Origin of the sequence: Paenibacillus humicus NBRC 102415, assembly GCF_004000905.1 — a bacterium.
Lineage (GTDB): Bacteria > Bacillota > Bacilli > Paenibacillales > Paenibacillaceae > Paenibacillus_O > Paenibacillus_O humicus.
In genome coordinates this window covers 51,203-71,551 of the sequence record NZ_BIMD01000012.1, presented here as the reverse complement: position 1 = coordinate 71,551, position 20,349 = coordinate 51,203, and the positions used below count along the sequence as shown (strand labels likewise).

At 60.9% G+C, this 20,349-nt stretch carries 15 protein-coding genes; 9 read left to right on the top strand and 6 right to left on the bottom strand.

Annotated elements, in window-relative coordinates:
* The first annotated feature begins 74 nt into the window (after positions 1-74).
* Entirely contained in the window at positions 75-977 is a 903-nt protein-coding gene (locus PHU01S_RS10205) for a LysR family transcriptional regulator (RefSeq protein WP_049868493.1), read from the top strand.
* Positions 978-1,092: 115 nt separating this feature from the next.
* Positions 1,093-2,232 carry a 5-methyltetrahydropteroyltriglutamate--homocysteine S-methyltransferase gene (locus PHU01S_RS10200; RefSeq protein ID WP_049868492.1) on the top strand — a complete coding sequence of 380 codons (1,140 nt, stop codon included), beginning with the start codon at positions 1,093-1,095 and terminating at the stop codon, positions 2,230-2,232.
* Between the two features lie 253 nt (positions 2,233-2,485).
* Here the strand turns inward: PHU01S_RS10200 and PHU01S_RS10195 are convergent, their stop codons facing one another.
* The gene (locus PHU01S_RS10195; protein WP_246029201.1) at positions 2,486-2,983 is read right to left on the bottom strand and encodes a GNAT family N-acetyltransferase; all 498 of its coding nucleotides are present in this window, start codon (positions 2,981-2,983) and stop codon (positions 2,486-2,488) included.
* A gap of 332 nt (positions 2,984-3,315) precedes the next feature.
* On the opposite strand from PHU01S_RS10195, the gene PHU01S_RS10190 reads away from it, so the two are divergent.
* The 3 genes from PHU01S_RS10190 to PHU01S_RS10180 all read left to right on the top strand — a co-directional run bounded on the left by PHU01S_RS10190 (position 3,316) and on the right by PHU01S_RS10180 (position 7,859).
* Positions 3,316-6,369 carry an efflux RND transporter permease subunit gene (locus tag PHU01S_RS10190; protein ID WP_049868491.1) on the top strand — a complete coding sequence of 1,018 codons (3,054 nt, stop codon included), beginning with the start codon at positions 3,316-3,318 and terminating at the stop codon, positions 6,367-6,369.
* A 306-nt stretch (positions 6,370-6,675) separates the two neighbouring features.
* Complete coding sequence (locus tag PHU01S_RS10185) at positions 6,676-7,116, top strand: GrpB family protein (RefSeq protein ID WP_232313075.1); 441 nt, start codon at positions 6,676-6,678, stop codon at positions 7,114-7,116.
* A gap of 242 nt (positions 7,117-7,358) precedes the next feature.
* Complete coding sequence (locus PHU01S_RS10180) at positions 7,359-7,859, top strand: GyrI-like domain-containing protein (protein ID WP_049868490.1); 501 nt, start codon at positions 7,359-7,361, stop codon at positions 7,857-7,859.
* Between the two features lie 166 nt (positions 7,860-8,025).
* Here the strand turns inward: PHU01S_RS10180 and PHU01S_RS10175 are convergent, their stop codons facing one another.
* Both PHU01S_RS10175 and pepT read right to left on the bottom strand, forming a co-directional pair.
* The gene (locus tag PHU01S_RS10175; RefSeq protein WP_049868489.1) at positions 8,026-9,189 is read right to left on the bottom strand and encodes a glycosyltransferase family 4 protein; all 1,164 of its coding nucleotides are present in this window, start codon (positions 9,187-9,189) and stop codon (positions 8,026-8,028) included.
* 372 nt (positions 9,190-9,561) lie between these two features.
* Entirely contained in the window at positions 9,562-10,794 is a 1,233-nt protein-coding gene (pepT, locus tag PHU01S_RS10170; protein WP_049869763.1) for a peptidase T, read from the bottom strand.
* A 195-nt stretch (positions 10,795-10,989) separates the two neighbouring features.
* On the opposite strand from pepT, the gene PHU01S_RS10165 reads away from it, so the two are divergent.
* From PHU01S_RS10165 to PHU01S_RS10155, 3 genes are all read left to right on the top strand, one after another.
* Positions 10,990-11,886 carry a DUF6492 family protein gene (locus tag PHU01S_RS10165; protein WP_069202484.1) on the top strand — a complete coding sequence of 299 codons (897 nt, stop codon included), beginning with the start codon at positions 10,990-10,992 and terminating at the stop codon, positions 11,884-11,886.
* The gene (locus tag PHU01S_RS10160) at positions 11,886-13,280 is read left to right on the top strand and encodes a glycosyltransferase family 4 protein (RefSeq protein ID WP_069202483.1); all 1,395 of its coding nucleotides are present in this window, start codon (positions 11,886-11,888) and stop codon (positions 13,278-13,280) included. Before PHU01S_RS10165 ends, PHU01S_RS10160 begins: the two co-directional genes overlap by 1 nt.
* An 82-nt stretch (positions 13,281-13,362) precedes the next feature.
* Positions 13,363-14,739 (top strand): sugar phosphate nucleotidyltransferase, encoded by a 1,377-nt coding sequence (locus tag PHU01S_RS10155; RefSeq protein WP_164763040.1) that lies wholly within the window; start codon positions 13,363-13,365, stop codon positions 14,737-14,739.
* Between the two features lie 88 nt (positions 14,740-14,827).
* On the opposite strand, the gene PHU01S_RS10150 is transcribed toward PHU01S_RS10155, so the two are convergent.
* From PHU01S_RS10150 to PHU01S_RS10140, 3 genes are all read right to left on the bottom strand, one after another.
* Positions 14,828-15,367 carry a GNAT family N-acetyltransferase gene (locus tag PHU01S_RS10150; protein ID WP_127507467.1) on the bottom strand — a complete coding sequence of 180 codons (540 nt, stop codon included), beginning with the start codon at positions 15,365-15,367 and terminating at the stop codon, positions 14,828-14,830.
* A 127-nt stretch (positions 15,368-15,494) separates the two neighbouring features.
* Entirely contained in the window at positions 15,495-17,204 is a 1,710-nt protein-coding gene (locus tag PHU01S_RS10145; protein WP_246029199.1) for a sigma-54 interaction domain-containing protein, read from the bottom strand.
* Positions 17,205-17,586: 382 nt separating this feature from the next.
* A complete protein-coding gene (locus tag PHU01S_RS10140; RefSeq protein WP_127507463.1) occupies positions 17,587-18,510 on the bottom strand; it encodes a proline dehydrogenase family protein in 924 nt (307 codons plus the stop codon).
* Between the two features lie 258 nt (positions 18,511-18,768).
* Here PHU01S_RS10140 and pruA point away from each other — a divergent pair, with 258 nt between their 5' ends.
* Complete coding sequence (gene pruA, locus PHU01S_RS10135) at positions 18,769-20,316, top strand: L-glutamate gamma-semialdehyde dehydrogenase (RefSeq protein ID WP_127507460.1); 1,548 nt, start codon at positions 18,769-18,771, stop codon at positions 20,314-20,316.
* Positions 20,317-20,349 lie beyond the last annotated feature (33 nt).

Sequence of the window (20,349 nt, the reverse complement as noted above, 5' to 3'; positions counted from 1 at the left end):
AGATAGCCGGAATCAAGACATGCCTGGTAATACTTTTTATTTCCATAAGTGTGAAGAGGAGAAGGGGGAAATCCATGACGCTACAGCAGCTCAAATATGTCATTGAAGTTGCGGTCCGCGGATCGATGAACGAGGCGGCCAAGCGGCTGTTCATCTCGCAGCCGAGCCTGTCCAAGGCGATCCAGGAGCTGGAGAACGAATTGCAGATTACGATCTTCCGGCGCACCAACAAGGGAATCATCTTGTCCGCCCAGGGAGCCGAATTCCTCGCCTATGCCCGGCAGGTCATCGAGCAGGCGGAGCTTCTGGAGAGCCGCTACCTCAGCGGCAAGCCGTCGCCGCAGCATTTTTCCGTCTCGACCCAGCACTATGCCTTTGCGGTGAATGCTTTCGTGCAGCTCGTGCAGGAGTACGGGCAGGAGGAATACGAGCTCGCTCTTCGAGAGACGAAGACGCATGAAATCATCGAGGACGTGCGCACCCAGCGCAGCGAGATCGGCATCCTGTACCGCAATGAATTCAATGCCCAGGTCATCCAGAAGCTGCTGTCATCGGCCAATCTGGAATTCCGGACCTTGTTCACGGCGCAGCCCCATGTGTTCATCAGCATCCGCAATCCGCTTGCCAAGCAGGCCAGCGTCACGATCGAGGATCTTCAGCACTATCCGTACCTCTCCTTCGACCAAGGGGAGTACAACTCGTTCCACTTCTCGGAGGAGATTCTCAGCACGCTCTCGCATCCAAAGAGCATCCGGGTCAACGACAGGGCCACGCTGTTCAATCTGCTGATCGGCCTGAACGGCTATACGATTTCGACGGGCGTGCTGAGCGCCGATCTCAACGGCAACGAGATCATTCCCGTGCCTCTCGAATGCGAGGAGACGATCGAGGTCGGCTGGATCAGCCACCGGCATATCACCCTTTCCAAGCTGGGAGCCGCTTACGTAGAGGCCTTGCATGAGGTCATAGGCGGTTGATATAGCTGAGAGGCATAACTGGCTATAGAATATGGGAGTTACTTGATAACGGCTCCGGCATGGTATCTTTCCTTTACCAACCAAGAGACGCAGGTCCGAAGGAGAGATGATTTCCATGTGCCAAACGATTTCCACCCATCCCCATGCCCGCCATACGACTCCCTACCGCTTCGACATGGTGGGAAGCTTCCTCCGCCCCGAGGCATTGAAGGAAGCGCGCCGCCGCCATGAAGCCGGAGAGCTCGGCGCCGAGGAGCTGCGCACGATCGAGGACCGGGAGATCCTGGCCCTGGTCGCCAAGCAGAAGCAGGTCGGATTGAAGGCCGTAACCGACGGGGAGTTCCGCCGGTCCTGGTGGCATCTCGACTTCATGTGGCATTTGGACGGGGTGGAAAAAGCGGCCGTGCCGCAGGGCTATCTGTTCGAAGGCGTGGAAACGCGCGCCGAGACGGCCAGGCTGACCGGCCGGATCTCCTTCGGCAGCCATCCGTTCATCGAGGACTTCCGGTTCCTGCTGGCCGCAGCGGGCACGGATGCCGTCGCGCGCCAGACGATCCCGGCGCCGGCACAGCTGCTGGCGGAGCTGCTCCGTCCGGAGAACAAAGCCGGCACGGATGCCGTCTATGCCTCTATCCATGACTTGGCTGCGGACGTATCCCGGGCTTACCGCGACGCGATCCTGGCCTTCTACGACGCCGGCTGCCGCAGCATCCAGCTCGACGACTGCACCTGGGGCATGCTGTGCGATCCGAAGTTCCGCGACGGGCTCAAGGCCGCAGGCGCCGATCCGGATGATCTGGCCAAGCTCTACGCGCAGGTGAACGGCGCCGCAATCGCCGATCTGCCGGGGGATCTGGCCGTGACGACGCATGTATGCCGCGGCAATTACGCCTCCACCTGGGCGGGCGCCGGAGGGTACGAGCCGGTAGCCGAGCAGCTGGCTGCCATCGGCTCGCTGGACGGTTATTACCTGGAGTTCGACACGGACCGCGCGGGCGGCTTCGAGCCGTTGCGCCATATTGGAGAAGGACAGATCGTGCTGGGGCTGTTCTCTTCCAAAAACGGCGAGCTCGAGGATAAGGAAGCCATTCTCGAGCGCATCCGGGAAGCCGGGCAATACGTCGACATCAACCGGATCTGCCTGAGCCCGCAGTGCGGCTTCGCCTCCACGGAAGAGGGCAATATCCTGACCGAGGAGCAGCAATGGAGCAAGCTGGCGCTGATCAAGGAGATCGCGGATGAGATTTGGAAGTAGAGGCAAGGCAGCTGTCCAGAGGTGATCGTATGGTCTGCTTACGAATTGTAGAGCATGAAAAATAGGGGAAATGAAATAGGAGACTTGTTCCCGAGAGGAGGCAGATCTCCTTTTTTGGGTATGGATGGCATCATTCCATCGATGTCGAACCTGATTCCGGCTCCATTCAGTCAGCGGCCAGCAGTCCGGTCCACTGCGCAGCCGCATGCGACAGGCGGAGGAGGATTCTCCTAAGCTCATGCACTAAACCTCTTCAATAGAGATAACCAAGAAAATCGAGTTCGCCTTCATTCCAGCGGTCGGGTCCGACCTGCTTGACCATCAGGGCGTCCATGTCCTCCGATCCGATGCCGGCGGTGCTCAATGTCTCGTGATTGACTTTCATCCATTTGCATTTGGCTTGAACAGAATGGTAGCCGTTTTTCAAATACAGGGTCCTGTCATCCGCGAACAGAAGAATGAAGTCGATCGCTCTTCCTTCGCAAAAACGATCCATTGCGGCCAGCAGGGCTGACCCGACTCCCCGCAAGCGCGAGGAAGCTTCGACGCACAGGTCGATGACGCCCAGGACGCGAACGAGCTTTCCGCCGGCATTCATCATTCGGTAGTCTGCCGCGGCATGTCCAATCAGCCTGTTTTCCGAGTCATAAGCCAAAAACCGAAAATGGGGCAGCTGCTTGAAAAAAATCCGGTCCTTCGGATAGATATCCGGGAAGCTCTGCAAAAGCAGCCCTTGAATGGCTGCCGTCATCTCCTTGTTCTAATCCGTCTCCCATACCTGCTCGATCCTCAGAATCATCTCTCCCCGTTTGTATACCGTTCAGCCGTCGTTCCTTGGCAGCCGCCGTCAAGCTTGCCGCCGCCTCATCTATCGGCTGAGAACTTCTATATGAAGACGCTGAAAAGCCCTTCGGGTTGCTGTCCCCGTTGCCGGCCTCCGCCTCCAGACCGATGCCCCGCCCTCCTTCAGCCCGGACTCAAGACCGTTCCCAAGCCGTTTCCCGCCCTCTCTTCCGGCGGGTATGCTAGAAACTGGCTTTCATAAAGAGACAGGGAAATTCGGATGAGGAGAGGATTCAAGGGATGAGGTCGTTGATCGAAGGGGCTTTCCGCAACAAGGCTGCTGTTATTTTGTGTGTGATTTTGGTATTGGGACTCGGCGTATTCAGCTACTCGAAGCTGCCGATGGAGTTTTTGCCGGAGGCGGACAATCCGCAAGTGACCATTACCGCGATCGGTCCCGGTTATGACGCGGCTTCCATGGAGACGCTGGTGACCAAACCGATGGAGGAGGCGACGGCGGGCATCAAAGGGAAGACCGCTTCGTTCGCTTCTTCCGGAGACAGCTATTCGCAAATCAATCTGTCGTTCGATTCGTCGACCGACATGAAGCAGGCGAAGATCGATGTCGACCGGGCGATCGCCGCCGTGCCGCTGCCGGAGCGGGTCGGCGCGCCGTATGTCGTCCAGCTCAACACGTCGATGATTCCCATCAGCTGGGTGACGCTCACCTACGGCGACAGCCTGGATGCGGCGCATCAGGAGCAGGCTCAGAAGGAAATCATGGAATCGTTCCAATCCATCGACGGCATCGGCTCGGTAACGGTGTCGGGCAGGCCGCAGCCGCAAATCCGGATCGTGCCGGATGCGGCGAAACTGCAGGAGAAAGGCGTTCCCCTGCAGGCGCTCTATGCGGTCATGAACGGCCGCTCCGCCTCCGCCTCGGTCGGTTCGGGCATACTGGACGGAGCGGCGGTCAACCTGAACGTCAGCTCCGTCCTGCATGACGAGGCGGCGCTGAAGAAGCTGCCGGTGGCGGCCGGCGTCGCTCTTGGCGATGTGGCATCCGTCGAGCGGGAGAGCGGCAGAGAGAATATAAGCCGCATCGACGGCAAGGATGCGATGGTGCTCACCTTCACCAAGGCCGCGGGAGCGAATGCGGTCGATGTCGGCAAGCAGGTCGAGCAGAAATCGGAGCAGCTCAGCAAGGAGATTCCGGGCGTGCAGCTGAGAGTGCTCATGAGCACCTCCGAGCAGGTCGTTCATTCCGTGAACAGCATGATGCGGGAGGTGCTGATGGGCGCTTTGTTCGCGACGATCGTCATTCTCGTCTTCATGCGCAACTTCCGGGCGACGCTGGTTACGATCGTATCCATTCCGCTGTCGCTCGGGTTGACTCTGTACCTGCTAGACGCCTCCGGCGTCACGCTCAACATCCTTACGCTCGGCGGCGTCGCCGTTGCCGTCGGACGGCTGGTGGACGACAGCATCGTCGTTATCGAAAATATATTCCGAAGGCTGCAGAAGGAGCCGTTCTCGCCGAAGCTGGTCATCGATGCGACGCGGGAGGTCGGCACGGCCATCACGGCATCCACGCTGACCACTGTCGCCGTGTTCCTGCCGATGGGCCTGCTGCGCGGTTCGCTGCAGTCGTTCCTGCTGCCGTTCGCCTTGACGGTCACCTATTCCCTGCTGTCGTCGCTGCTTGTAGCGCTGACGGTCATTCCGCTCATGAGCTCCCGCATGTTCCGCAATGTGCGAATTGCCGAGCATGCGCCGTCGCGCCGCTTCCAGAAGATTCTGGAGTGGAACCTGCGCCGCAAATGGGTGCCGCTGACGGCTGCCGTCATTCTTCTTGCCGGCTCGATCGGCGCGTATGCGGCCATGCCGAAAGGGGCGATCGATTCCTCGGACGCTTCCAACGTCAGCATTACGCTTGCGTTCAAGGCCGACGCGACCCAGGCGCATCTGCTGGAGGAAGGCAAAAAGATGGAGACCTTCCTGAGAGGCTTGGACGGCCAGGAATGGGTTTATATGTCGGCAGGCAACAGCTCGGACGGAGCCAGATTCGGAGAAATCTCCTCCCCGACGCAGGTCACCTTCCTGCTCGGCATGAAAAAAGGCGCGGATGCCGAAGCCGTCATCGAGTCGATCAAATCGAAGCAGTCCGACTACCCGGATGCGGAATTGACCGCTTCGGCGATGAGCCTGATGTCCGGAGGCGGGGGATCGCAGGTGTTCGTTGACGTCGCCGGCTCCGATATCGCGGCCGTATCGAAAACGGCGGACGAGGTGATGGCGCGGATCAAGCCCGTCAAGGACGTGCTGAAGGTCGAAAGCAACCAGCAGGAACGCAAGCAGGTCTATACGCTGGAGGTCGATCCGGCGCAGGCCAAGGCGGCGGAGATCGCCCAGCAGCTGCAAGGCATGCTGAACCCGGTTCCGGTCGGCCAACTGACCGAAGCGGACGGCAGGCAGACACCGGTCATTCTGGAGCCGATGCTGAAGCCGGAAAAGGCTTCCGACCTGCCGGGGCTTACCGTGATCACGGACGCGGGACCGAAGCAAGTTTCGGCCGTCGCCCAGTGGAAGAAGGAAGAGAAGGCGGCCGTATCCTATCTTAAGGACGGCAAGCCTTATGTGAGAATAACCGCATCGGCGGAGCCGAGCCGCCTGTCGATCGTCGGAGCCGACATCAAAAAGGCAGCCGAGGAAGTGAAGGCTCCGGCCGGAGTCAAGGTTCTCGTCGGCGGAGCCTCCAGCGACCAGTCGCAGGATTTCGCGGATCTCGGCATGATCGCGCTCGTCTCCATCGGAATCGTGTACCTCATCATGGTGCTGACGTTCAAGACGCTGCGGGCGCCGCTCGCCATCATGTTCACGCTGCCTCTGGCCGCAATCGGCGCGGTGCTGGGCCTGATAGTCACGCAGGTGACGCCGGACTTCACGGCGATGTTCGGGGCGCTCATGCTGATCGGCATCGTCGTCACCAACGCGATCGTGCTCATCGACCGCGTCAAGCAGAACGAAGAGCGCATGACCATCCGGGAAGCGCTGCTTGAGGCGGCGGGAACCCGCATGAGGCCGATTCTGATGACGGCCGTCGCCACCGTCTGCGCCATGCTCCCGCTTGTGTTCGGCTCCTCGGAAAGCGGCAGCATCGTGTCGCAGAGCCTCGCCATCGTCGTCATCGGCGGCTTGATCGTGGCGACTGTGCTCACGCTGATTATCGTGCCGTGCATCTACGAGCTGCTGTTCTTCCGCAAGTCGGCGCGCCAGCGCCGGGATGCGGCCGCGACTGCGGCCGCGGGCCAGGCTTCCGCAGCGGGCCAGCCGGCCGTGCAGGGAACTCTCTAAGAGGAGCGCCGAGCATCGCTCCCTTGTGGCGCTGCCGCTTAAATGTGCGGCATGGAATGGGATTGCAGATGTCCCCTTCAGGCAGATGGCCTGAAGGGGATTTCTTTTATCTCGACAGGCTGTTTTGTATGGAGGGGATGACTCTGTTCTGTCTGCGGCACTAGTCGCTGTTATAATAGCCATGGATTGGGAAATCGGGGGGCTGCCGCATGGAGGACCAGTGGAGAATTTCGGAGCATGCGCCGGAGTGGAGAACGCACTTTGCGGAGACGGCGGACTAGCTGCGGAGAGGGCTCGGTTCGAGCCTTGCGCATCGACCCTATCGGCTCCACGGCTGTCGAAGGCCTGGATGCCAAGCCAGTCGTTGACATCCAGATTTCCATCGCTTCGTTTGCACAGTTCCAGGCATGCAGGGAAAGAATAGAGGCGGCCGGCTTTCTGTTCCGGGAAGGAAACCCCGACCTCACGAAAAGGTATTTCCGCGAGCTTCCAGGAGCGAGACGAACGCATATCCATGTTCGGGAAGCGGGCAGCTTTGCGGAACAGGCCGCGCTGCTGTTCCGGGACTATCTTAGGTCCAATCCGGATGCATGCCGGCGTTACGCAGCCGGGAAGCATCGACTGATGGCCCTCTTCAAGGAGGACCGTCCCGCATACGTGGAAGGAAAAGGAGCCGATAATCTGGGAGCTGCTGCGGGAAGCAAGCAGCTGGTCGCAGACGGAGGGCTGGCGACCTGGGCCATGTGATGGCTGAGCCACTGGAAGCCGATTCTGATCGGAATCATGACCGCAGAGGCGGGAAGATTTCGCCCTTCTGGGGACAGCGCCATCTCTCCGCCGTGAAGCGCCTTCGTTCGTATGCGAGAGCCTTCAGCTCCAGAAGCCGCGATGTTATCGTCATCGTTTTTCTTCTCTTTCCATGACACAATTTGTCTGTATAGTATAGTGCGATGATTCCATAAAAGTTAAATTAAAGGAGGATATGGAATATGGATAATCAGATCGCCGAGGCCCGGCTGATCAAGCGGTCCGCCTTTCGGGCCGTCGGAATTCGGTGGGAGGGGACGTTCGCAGAGGCCGGCGCGGGAGGCATCCGGATCTTGCAGGAACAATTCAAGAAGAGGCTGCGCGAGATTCACGGGGCGGTGCAGACAGATGTGCTGCTCGGCTTGTCCTATCACGCGTTTCCCGCTGCGGAAGGTTTTGTCCATTATGCGGCCGTGAAGCTGGGAGAGCAGGGTTCCGGGATCCTTCCGGAAGGCATGACGGGCATCGCAGTCCCGGAGCTGGATTATGCCTGCTGCTTCCATCGCAAAGGGCAGAGCATAGACCTCTCTTACAGGAATCTGTATGCCTGGATCGGGGAGCAGGGCATGAAGGAGACCGCTCCCGAAGGCTTGACTCATTACGAGGAGTACCCCATGAGCCAGGATCCCTACGACCGGGAACCGGAGTTCACCATTCTGATTCCCGTGGAGCGGGCTCTTTAGCGCAGGACGAATCCCCTGTCGGCCTTTTGGGCTGCAGGGGATTTTTTGCGGAGCCGTTACGTCCTTCAAGAAAGGGAGCGTTCACGAGCATATGCGTTGAGAAAGGCCGACATGGTTTAGAAGAAATGAAACGGAATTATCTGGTATTGCAAAGGAATACTTTTTCTCACGAGACGGAATTCCCTTTCCACGCGGGGGTGGATTCAGCTTGCAGGAGCAGAATCTCCTCGTATTGATCCACGATTCCTCCCAGCACCTGGTCCCAGGATCGGCCCAAAGCCTCTCTTCTCCCGGCTTCTCCCATGGAAGCGGCCTCCTCGGGACGGGCGAGCAGCCGCTCAAGCGCGTCGATGAAGGAGGCCGGATCGCCGGGCGGGCAGAGCAGGCCGCTGCGCCCGTGCCGGACGAGCTCCTTCACGCCTCCGGCTTCCGCTCCGATGACCGGAAGCCCGCTCGCCATGGCTTCCAGGACGACGTTGCCGAACGTCTCCGTGCTGGAGGGGAAGAGGAACAGGTCGGCCGAAGCGTACAGACGCGCCAGCTCCGTCCCTTCCCGATACCCGGCAAAGGTGACGTTGTCCGGCATTTGCCGGCGCAGCTCGGGCAGCAGCGGGCCGTCGCCGACGACGAGCAGATGGAGCTGCTCGCGGGTTTCGCCGGACAGCCCGTTCATGACGGCTGCGAGGGTGGCGAGATCCTTTTCCGGCGCGAGCCTTCCGACATAGAGAGCCAGCTTTTTCTCCGGCAGGCCGAATTGACAGCGCACCTCCTCCGGCGACCGGAGCTCCGGACGGAACACCCCGCAGTCCACCCCCCGCTGCCATAACCGGAGGCCTCCGAATTGATGCCGGTAGAGGGAGAACAGCGTCTCGCGGGAAGGGACGAAGGTCGCGGCGCAGGTGCGGTGGAACCAGTGGGCGTAGCGCCAGTAGAGTCTGGAGGCATGCTGGAGGCCGTAATAGGCCAAGTAACGGTCGAAGTGCGTGTGATAAGAGGCCACATGGGGGATGCCGTTTTTGCGGGCATAGAGCAGTCCGCTCAGGCCGATGTTGAACGGAGTCGCCAAGTGGATGAGGTCGGGACGGAAGCGGTCGAGCTCGGCTCGGAGTGAAATCGGGTTGGGCACGGCGATCCGGCATTCGGGATACAGAAAGAAGGGGATGCTTGGGTAGCTCCTTACGAAGCTCTGTTCCGTATCGGCGGAGCAGCGGGGCGTCAGTACAAGCGGCTCGATGCCCCTCTTTTCCAGATAAGCGGCCAGACGCCCGAGCGTGCGCGCGGCTCCGTTTTTCTGAGGCACATAGGTATCGGTGAACAAGGCGACCCGCATGGCTCATCCCTCCGTTCTCGGATGGGAAGAGAGTACCATGCGATTGTCAGCGGATCGTCAAGGAAATGTTGAGAGCGTTTGAAGGCTGCGTCCCGAACAGCAAAGCGGCGATAAAAGAAGACAGGGTTGAAATCGATAGGAAATGCAATAGGCTTCGCTTCATACGCATGCAGCAAGGTGCAGCTTAGAAGGCATATCCGAGATGGTTACAATAACAGCTCCTGCTTGATGAGGCAAAAGAAGGGAATCCCGTCCTTGGACCGGATTCCCTTCGACTGGTTTTGAAACGGCTGATTCATAGGCCGGCTGGCTTTGCATGAATGAAGGCGCATGCAGGCGGCGCTGGGGAAGATCTTGAGGCCGGGAAGCGGGCTAAGCCTGCTCCTGGGCGAGCGTGACGATCCGGATGATGACCTCCGCCGCCTTCTCCATGCTCTCGGCGGATACGAACTCATACCGGCCGTGGAAGTTCTCGCCGCCGGCAAAGATATTCGGCGTCGGCAGACCCATGTAGCTGAGCTGGGAGCCGTCGGTGCCGCCGCGGATCGGCTTGATGATCGGCTCCACGCCGGCATCCAGCAGAGCCTGGCGGGCCAGCTCAACGATTTCCATGACCGGCTCGATCTTCTCCCGCATGTTGTAGTACTGATCCGTCAGCTCCAGCTTGATGCTGTCCTCGCCGTAGGTTTGACGGAACTCGTCGGCGATGGTCTCCATGGCGCTCTTGCGGTTCTCGAAGCTCTGGCGGTCGAAATCGCGGATGATGTACTTGAGCCGGGTTTTATCGACGGTGCCTTCAAACGAGCTCAAGTGATAGAAGCCTTCGTATCCTTCCGTGAATTCAGGCACCTCTCCCGCGGGCAGCCTGCCGTGGAAAGCCATGCCGATCGCGGAGGAGTTGACCATTTTGCCCTTGGCGGTGCCGGGATGCACGCTCTTGCCCTGAATCGTGACGACCGCCTGGGCGGCGTTGAAGCTCTCGTACTCCAGCTCGCCCAGCGGACCGCCGTCCATCGTATAGGCGAATTGCGCGTCAAACGCCGCGACGTCGAAGCGATGCGGGCCGCGGCCGATTTCCTCGTCCGGCAGGAAGCCGACGCGCACCTTGCCGCGGGGGATTTCGGGATGAGCGGCCAGATAGGCCATGGCCGTCATGATTTCGGCGATGCCGGCTTTGTCGTCCGCGCCGAGCAGCGTGCGGCCGTCGGTCGTAATCAACGTCTGGCCCTTGTAGGCGGCCAGCTCGGGGAATTCGCGGGGGGAGAGCACGATGCCGTTCTCCGCATCGAGCACAATATCTCCGCCGTCGTAGCCCTCGACGATTTGCGGACGCACATCGGTACCGGTAAGGTCGGGAGAAGTGTCCATGTGGGCGAGAAAGCCGATCGTAGGCGCCGGCTTGTCCGCCGTAGCTGGAAGGGTCGCCATGACATAACCGTTATCGTCCAGCGACACCTCCGTCAGTCCGATTTCCTTCAGCTCGGCGGCGAGCTGCCGGGCGAGCACAAGCTGGCCGGGCGTGGAAGGACAAGTCTCGCTGTTCTCGTCCGACTGCGTATCCACCTGCGCATAGGCGATGAGCCTGCGGATCAAATCCTGCTTCAATTCCATCGTAATCCTCCTTCGGAATGCTCTTTGTCCTTTCATCATAGCAGGCAGGGACAGGGTAAGCCAGCATTGCCGGCCGGCCGTGCCGGAGGCTGACGCCTCTTCGCGCCGCTTGCCCAACCGCAGCGGGAGGCGCCCGCATATGTTGGTGGCAAAGCCATGGAGCGAGCTCCCAGCACAGGAGATGATTATATGACCAGCCATTCCGCCCGATCCGGCGCCGCCGCCCGGATCGACGTGCTTATCCCCGCAATCGAGAAGGACCTGGGGACGCTGCCGCATGCCGTCCAGGCCGTTCGCCGCCAATCTCTGCACCCCGTCGGCGAGATTGTCATCGTCGCGCCGCGCACGGAAGCGATGCAGTCGGCCTGCTCCACCCATGGGTGGAGGTTCGTGGACGAAAATACGGTGCTTCCCCTGACGAAAAAAGATATCACCTACCGCTCGGCCAAGTGGGACCGTTCCGGCTGGCTGTTTCAGCAGCTGCTCAAGCTGAGCGGCGACAAGATCGTCAAGGCCGAGCATTTTCTCGTTCTCGACGCCGATACGGTGCTGATTCGTCCCCATTCGTTCCGCTCGGGAGGGCGGACGACATTTTATACCCGAAGCTGGAGCCAGCCGGAGTATTTCCGCACGTACAAAAAGCTGATGGGACGCGCTCCATCGGCTCCCCGTTCGCTCGTCACGCACTATATGCTGTTCGAGAAAAGAAAGCTGCGGGAGCTGAAGCGCGATATCGAGCGGCGGCACGGCATGAGCTGGCACCGCGCCATCCTCAAGAGCATCGACAGGACCAAGCAGTTTGGCTTCAGCGAGTATGAGACGTACGGGAATTTTGTCTACAGCCGCTACCCCGGCAGCGTCCAGCTTCGCACAGCTTTGAACCGCGGGCTGCATGGGCGGGCGAGCCGGCTGACGCCGCAGCGCAGCAAGGAGCTTGCGGCGAAGTACCGCTCCGTCAGCTTCCATGAACGCAAAGGCTACGTCCGCAGCGGAAGCAAGGCAGCGGGCCGGAACAGGCGGCTGTCCTTGCGGGGCCGGACCTTCCTGCCGAGAGAAGCCGCTGCCTTGAAGGGAGGCCGCGGCTGATGGACGCCCGCGCTGGGCGGGTTCGGAGCAAGGGAGGGACGGGAGGAAGCAAAGCGCCGAAGCAGGCCGTGCATATCGATTGGCGCGGCCCGATCGGCCGCGGCAGCGGGCTTGGCAGCGCCAGCAGGGAATATGCGCAAGCGCTGCGGAGGCAGGGGTGGCGGGTCGAGGCCCGTGCCGGCATGGGCGTCCATGACGGGGGGCGCAAGAGCAAGGGCCGACGCATGCTCGTCTACCATTATCCGCCCCATACGATGAATCCGGCGGCAGCCAGAGGGCGGTATGACAAGGTTGTCCTGAATACCGTCTGGGAGACGACCCGCATTCCCGCACGATGGCGCTCCTCCATCAACCGGTACGACGCGGTGATCGTCCCGAGCCGGCATAACCTCAAGGCGATGCGCGACAGCGGGGTGAAGGTGCCGCTGCACCTGGCTCCCCATGGGGTGGACACGACTGCATTCCGGCCGTCCAATCCGCCTTTCCCAATTCCCGGCAGCAAAGGCCGATTCGTCTTCCTCTCCGTGTTCGGGTTCCAGCACCGCAAAAATCCGGAGGCGCTTCTTCGAGCTTATTGGGAAGAGTTCACCGACAAGGACAACGTGCTGCTGGTCATCAAAACCAGCGGGTACGGAGCTCGGGAGAGCGGGGCTTGGATTCGGGAGAAAATAAGGCGCTATCGGCGCTCCCTGCGCATCGCCCATCCAACCGCGCCGCTCGTCCTGCTCACCCGCCGCATGAGTTCTCGGGAGCTCAGGGGCCTGTATACGGCTGCATCCGCCTTCGTGCTGCCGACGCGCGGCGAAGGGGTGGGCATGCCGTTCATGGAGGCGCTGGCGAGCGGGGTTCCCGTCATTGCGACGGCATGGGGCGGCCAGATGGATTTCCTGAAGCCTTCCAATTCCTTTCTTGTTCCCTACTCGCTCAAAAGCCCCGCCGCCTCGATGGGCAAGCCGTCCGCCATCTCCCATACCTTCCGAAGCCTGTTCGCCGAGAAGGGCCAGCTGTGGGCAGAGGCCGATGCCTCCAAGCTCAAGGTGCAGATGCGCAAGGCGAGCTCGAATCCGGCCTTGTGCCGCGAGAAGGGAGCCAAGGGGCGCCGCGATATGATGGGCATGAGCTGGCGGAAGGCCGGCGAGGCTCTGGCGAAAGCGCTCGAAGCGGTCCGCTCCGGCAAGAAGGGGCAGCCGGCTGGAGCTTTCCCCGGAAAGCGCCTGCCGGTCCGGGCGTCCGGAACTAAGCCCGGGCCGTCTCGCCGAACGCCGAAGCGAGCCTTATCGGCCCGAATGGCGGGGGGAAGCGCGACTTCATCCCGGCAGGCGCCGGGCTGGGCTGTTCCGTCCCGGCGAGAGATGTTTGTTCCGCAAGGGGTCTGGCGGGCAAGGAAGCCGTGAGCAGGCAGCGGAGCGGCCCGAGCAAGCAAGCCGCTCCGCATAGAGAATGCAAGCAGGTCAAGAAGCAAGGAGGCTTCATCAGTTGCGCATCATTTTGTTATCGGGAGGATCCGGCAAGCGGCTCTGGCCGCTGTCCAACGACGTTCGCTCCAAGCTGTTCCTGAAGCTCCTTCCTGGCGAAGACGGGCGCCTGGAGTCGATGATCCAACGCGTCTGCCGCCAGCTCGCCGCGGCAGGCCTCGCCGCCCAAGCGGCGATCGTGACGCATCGCAGCCAGGCCGAAATCACGCGGAGCCATGTCGGGCTTGGCATTCCCATTATCGAGGAGAGCCGCAAGCGGGGCACCTATGCCGCCGTGGCGCAGGCATGCTCCTATCTCGCAAGCGAGCTGAAGGCAGACCGGGATGAGATCGTCTGCGTCCTGCCCGTCGATTTGTTCGTAGAGTCCGATTTCTTCGATCTCCTGCAGCGGCTGCCGCAGGCGCTGGAGCAGGCGGGCGCGGACATCGCTCTCGTCGGCACCGCCCCCTCTCATCCCTCCAGCCAATATGGCTATATCGTTCCGGAGCGGAAGAAGCGTGCCGCGCGCGGGAAGAAGGAGGCGGCAGGGGACGGCAAGGAGCTGCCCTGGTTTCCTGTCGAAAGGTTCGCGGAGAAGCCCGATCCGCCGACAGCCGCAAGCTTGATCCGCCGGGGGGCGCTCTGGAACTGCGGGGTGTTCGCCTTTCGCCTCGGCTATATGCTGGAGCGGATGAGCGGCGACGATCGGCTGGCCGCGGACGGGGAGCGGCGAGAGAATTTCCGCGGGCTGCGGGAGTCGAGCTTCGACGAGGAGGTCGTCGAGCGGTGCGCCCGCCGGGCGGCGCTTCTCTATGAGGGCCCTTGGCATGATCTGGGCAGCTGGGAGACGTTCGTCAGCCATATGGACGGCACTGTGATCGGGCCTGGACATGTCGCTGAAGGCTCCCACAACACCCATCTGATCAACGAGCTGAGCAGCCCGATTCATGTGATCGGCTTGTGCGATGTCATCGTGGCGGCAAGCCCGGACGGAATTCTCGTCGCCAGCAAGAGCGAGGCGAGCCGCATCAAGAGCATGCTGGGCGAGCAGGCGCGGCTGCCCATGTACGAGGAGAAGCGATGGGGAATATGCCGGACGATCGATTACGCCGAGACGGAGGACGGGGCGGTGCTGACGCGGCGCGTGGAGCTGCAGCCGGGCAGCCACACAAGCTACCATCTGCATGAGCGCAAGGAAGAGGTGTGGACGGTTCTGTCCGGGACCGGCCGCTTCATGCTCGAGGATCAGATCTACACGGTCGGACCCGGGGATGTGATGCGGTTTCCTCCTGGCGCCAGGCACGGAGTGAAGGCTGTCACGGAGCTGCTCTGCATGCAGGTCGAGATTGGCGATGTGCTGGATGAAAAAGACATCGAGCGGCTGCTGATGAGCTGGTAGCGGCGGCATTCCATGCGAAAAGAGGCCATCGGCCGCGCATCAGGTTCTGACTGCGCAGCGGATGGCCTTTTTAAATGGAAGGGAGGGATCAGGGGCTCGGCACCTTTCTTTTCCAGATCATGTGGTCCTCGCCTTTTCCCCAGTAGTCTCGCAGCCGGAAGTCCGGCTCGCCGAACTTTTTCGTCCAGATCCGCTGGGCGCTCCTGTAGCCGCTGTCCAGGCAAAATTCGTCGATGCCCCGCTCCCGCAAGGAAGCGAAGGCGCCTTCAAAGAGAGAATTGCCGATTCCGCGCCGCTGGTAGGCGGGATGGACGAAGACGGTGCCGATCTCCGGAAGATGGCCGTACCGGCCATCGGTCACTTCGAGAATCAGGCTGCTGGGCGGACCGTGCTCGATGGAACCGACAAGGGCTCCGTCGACCTCGGCAACCAGGAAATGAACTTCCCCGCCTTCGCTCTCGAAGCAGCGCTCCAGGCGGAGCCGCTTGCTTTCGATTTCATTTTCCAGGTCTTCAGCGTGATCGTTCAAGCCTTCCTTGGCAAACGTATCCGTGATTACGGTCCGGAAAAAAGCGTTCATCGACGCGGCCTCTTCACGCTTCGGAATCCGGATTTTCATCGAATGCATATCGCTTTCCCCTCTTTCTGCTTGGGTCCCGCAGGGGAAGCGCACAGCGGTCGGCCTCAGGCTCCGCCGGCGCATCGGTCCGGCCTTGGCCCGGCATCGGGACAATTCCGTGCTCCGTCGGTATGTCCTAAAGCGGCAATCCCAGCCGTTTCATCCGGTTGTACAGCGTCGCCCGCGAGATATCGAGCTTTTTGGCGACGGCCCGCTTGTTGCCTTTTTCGGCTTCCAGCATTTCGAGAATCTTCTGCTTCTCGACCTCGTCCTTCATGGACTGCAGCCGGGCGCCGGCCTGCGCTTCCTTGACGGGAGCAGCCGGAGCCGCCGAGCCCGGAGCGCTCAGCACCGGCCCCGGCAAGTACTCCGGCTTGAGCTCTCCGTCGGAAGAAAGAATGACGAGCCTCTCGACCGCATTGCGCAGCTCTCGGACGTTGCCGGGCCAATCGTAGCTCATCATCGCCTGCACCACTTCGCTCGGACAAGCTTCGATGAATCGGCCGTAGGCGACGGAGAATTCCGAGAGGAAGGTCTGGATCAGCTCATAAATGTCGCTCTTCCGGTGCCGAAGCGGAGGCACGTCGAGCGTGACGACATTGAGGCGGTAGTACAGATCCTCGCGGAACTTATTCTCGCCGATCATCGCCTTGAGATCGCGGTTCGTAGCGGCGACGATCCGGCAATCCGCCTGCTTCAAGGCCGAGCCGCCGACCGCGTAATACTTCTTCTCCTGCAGCACGCGCAGCAGCTTGACCTGCATGTCGAGAGGCATTTCCCCGATCTCGTCGAGAAAAAGAGTGCCGCCTCCGGCCATTTCGATCTTGCCCTTCTTGCCTCTCGGATCGGCGCCGGAGAACGCTCCGCGCTCATAGCCGAACAGCTCGCTCTCGAACAGGGAAGGAGGGATGGCGCCGCAGTTGATGGCGATGAACGGGGCTCCGGCCTTCTCCCTCGAATCGTGGATGGCGCGCGCGTAGAGCTCCTTGCCGACCCCGCTTTCGCCGAGGATGAGCGCGGTCGCCTGGGTGGAGCCGATCTTGCGGGCCGTCTCGACGGAGGTTTTGAGCGCCGCGCTCGTTCCCTTGATGGGGGCGAAAGGATCGCTCGTCGGGCTGAGCTTGGCGACCTCCCGCTCCAGATGCTGGACTTTGGCCGCCATCGTGAACAACTGCTTGTTCATGCGGATCTGGGAGGTGATGTCGATCTCCGCAGCTACCGCCCCAATCACCTTGCCGTCCAGCTCGATCGGGCGGGCGTTGATCATGGCATGGATATCCTGCCGCGGCTGATGCTGCATCTGTCGGACGGCGTCGCCCGTATGCAGCGTGCGCAGCACCTGAAGGCGCTCTCTGGGGAAAAAGTCCGATGCCTGCTTGCCGAGAATATCCTCGCGGCGGATGCCGAACATCCGCTCCGCGTCGGCGGTCCATGCGATCACCTCGCTGTGCTCGTTGATGACTGTAATCGCAATCTCCGATGCTTCCAGAGCCGCGTCGAAGCCCGCCTTGAGCTGCCGGTAGGCCAGCGCAAGCTCCCGGCGGACATCGCTCATGCGGACGATGCCGCAGGGCTGTCCGGATGTCCCGGTAAGCAGCGCGTAGGGACAGTCCCCGGCAATGGCGGCCAGCTCGTCCAGTCCGGTTCCTTCCGGAACGGCATGGACCGCGATCCGGCCGGAATTGCCGGGGGCTCCAGGCACGAGCCACTCATAGAGCCCTTCCGCGGTGCGGATGAAGGTAACGATGCCCGTCTGGGGCAAAATGCCGGAGCCGGCCTCTTCCTCGGTCCATAGGGCAAAGTCTTGCGTCATGATGCTGCAGCCTGCAGGAAGCTGGTGCCTCATCTTATCCCTCCTCATCCGCGGTTTCAGATGTAACCGTTATCTTTATTATAAGAATTGGCGGCGAAAAGTGTACAAAAATTTTGACACTTTCGGTCGAAACGCAAAAAAACAGGCTGCTTAATCCCTTGGGAGGGATGCAGCCTGGCATGAAACGAGGGCTAGAAAGGCTAAGGCGCCGAATCGATCGGGAAGCCGATCTCTCCGAAGCGTTTTCGTTGCCGTCTGCGCCATGAGCATATCGGACGAGCCCCTATGTGCTGCATGGAGAACGGTTCGCTTGGAGGCGGGCTCTCGCCTCCAAGGGGCTTGCACCGAAATGTCTCTGGCAAGACATGTCAAAAAAAGTCCAAAGTGTCTAATGGATTAGACACTTTGGAGAGAACTAGTTGAACATGTTTTTGAGGACCATCATCAGGTTGGCTGGCTTCTCCGCCAGGCGGCGAGTGTAATAGGGGTACCACATCGCCCCGTAAGGCACATAACAGCGGACGCGGTAGCCTTGCCGGGCGAGCTCGGCCTGGTAGGACATGCGGAGGCCGTACAGCATCTGGAATTCAAAGGCGTCCTTGGAGATGCCGTTGTCCTCCACATACTTCTTGGTCCAGTCGATGATCGTATCGTCGTGGGACGCGACGGCGGTATAGATGCCGCGGTCCAGATGGGTGCGGATCATGTCCTTGAAATTGTCGATGACGGCCGATTTCTTCTGAATGGCGACCTCGGCGGGCTCTTTGTAGGCTCCCTTCACAAGGCGCAGCCGGATCCCGGCTTCGATCATGTCCTCGATATCCTGCCTGGTCCGGTGCAGGTAGGCTTGAATGACCGTGCCGACGTTGGTCAGCCCTTCGGCATGCAGACGCTTGACGATGTCGATCGTCGCCTGCGTGAACGGCGTGTCCTCCATGTCGATGCGGACGAAGTTGCCGCATTGCTGCGCTTCCTTTACGACCAGCCGGATGTTTTCGTAGCAAGCCTGGGGATCGAGGGCGAGGCCCATCTGAGTCGGCTTCAGCGAAATGTTGGAGACGACTCCGGCTGCGGCGATCGCCTGGACGAGCCGGACATATTCCTTGCGGTAGCCTTCGGCTTCCCGCATGCTTTTGATTCCTTCGCCGAGATGATCCAGCGTGGCCATGATGCCTTTGCCGTTCAACTCCCGGATGGCGTCTATCGCTTCGGGAAGCTCTTGCCCCGCTATGAATTTGCCGGCAAGCTTCTTGCCGTATTTGAGCGTCAGCTTCTCTACCAGGCTGTTGCCCGTAATGGTAAGCAAGGTTTTGCGGTACAGCTCGGATCCGATTTCCATCCTCGATTGCCCCTTCCGTTCTCCGTCGAAAAAAATAGATTCCCGAAGCCTTGTCGCCGGGAATCGGCTGCCTGCAAATAATAGAAGCAAGCGCCGTGCCAACATCGAGGAAGCCGAGCTTGAAAAATAAAAAAACATTTTGCATCAACAAAGAGTTGAAGTTGGCATGAAACTTGCTTGAATACTTATGTTGAGAAACAAAAAAAGGAGCCGGCCATGCAGACGCAGGGCTGAGAACATATCCAAGGAGGATGTACCATGAGAGAGGAATTTGTGAACGAGCCGTTTTCCAACTTCAAGGATGAAAAGACCGCCCAAGCCTACGACGAAGCTTTGAAAAAGGTGGAGGCCGAGCTCGGCCAAACCTATCCGGTCGTCATCGGCGGCGAGAAGATCGAGACAGGCAGCCTGCTCGATTCCATCAATCCGGCGGATACGAAGCAGGTTGTCGGCCGCGTCCACCAGGCGGACCGCGAGCTTGCGGAACGCGCCATCCAGACGGCATCCGACACGTTCAAGACTTGGAGGACGATGGCTCCGGAGTCCCGCGCCCGCTGCCTGTTCAAGGCTGCTGCGATCATGCGCCGCCGCAAGCATGAGTTCTCCGCATGGCTGACGTTCGAATCGGGCAAAAACCGTGCGGAAGCGGATGCGGACACGGCCGAAGCGATCGACTTCATGGAATTCTACGCCCGTGAAATGCTGCGTCTGCACGCTCCTCAGCCGCTGACCCGCCTCGCGGATGAGGACAACGAGCTCTATTACATGCCGCTCGGAGTCGGCATCGTCATCCCGCCGTGGAACTTCCCGCTGGCCATCATGGCCGGCATGACGACGGCCGCGCTCGTATCCGGCAATACCGTCGTCCTTAAGCCTGCCAGCCCGACCGCGGTCATTGCGGCGAAGTTCGTGGAGCTGCTCGAAGAAGCGGGCGTTCCTGCGGGCGTCGTCAACTTTCTGCCCGGACCTGGAGGAGAAATCGGGGACTACCTCGTCGAGCATCCCCTGACCCGCTTCATCAGCTTCACCGGCTCCCGGGACGTGGGCCTGCGCATCAATGAGCGCGCGGCGAAGACGGCGCCCGGCCAGAAGTGGATCAAGCGCGTCATCGCCGAGATGGGCGGCAAGGACTCTATCGTCGTCGACTCCGACAGCGATCTCGACCTGGCGGCGGAAGCCATCACGGCATCGGCGTTCGGCTTCTCCGGACAGAAGTGCTCCGCCTGCTCGCGCGCGATCGTCCATGAGGACGTCTACGACACGGTGCTGGAGAAAGTAACGGCGCTGACGAAGCAGCTCCGGATCGGCAACCCGGCCGAGGCGGCTTCCCATATCGGTCCGGTAGTGGACGCGAACGCCTACCGCAAAATCCAGGAGTACATCGAGATCGGCAAGCAGGAGGGCCGGCTCGTGACGGGCGGCGGCACCGGCGATCCGTCCGGCTATTTCATCGAGCCGACGATTTTCGCCGACGTGGACTCCCAGGCCCGCATCGCGCAAGAAGAAATCTTCGGGCCGGTTGTCGCGTTCATCAAGGCGTCCTCCTTCGACGAGGCGCTCGAATTCGCCAACAATACGGATTACGGCCTTACTGGAGCGGTCATATCGCGCAGCCGGGAGAACCTGGAGAAGGCCCGCCGCGAATTTTTTGCCGGCAACCTGTACTTCAACCGCAAATGCACCGGCGCTCTCGTCGGGGTCCATCCGTTCGGCGGCTTCAACATGTCGGGCACCGATTCCAAGGCGGGCGGACGCGATTACCTGCTTCTGTTCACGCAAGCGAAGCTCGTATCGGAGAAAATGTAGCTTGTTCCTGAGAGCAGCAGCCGATCCGGGGAG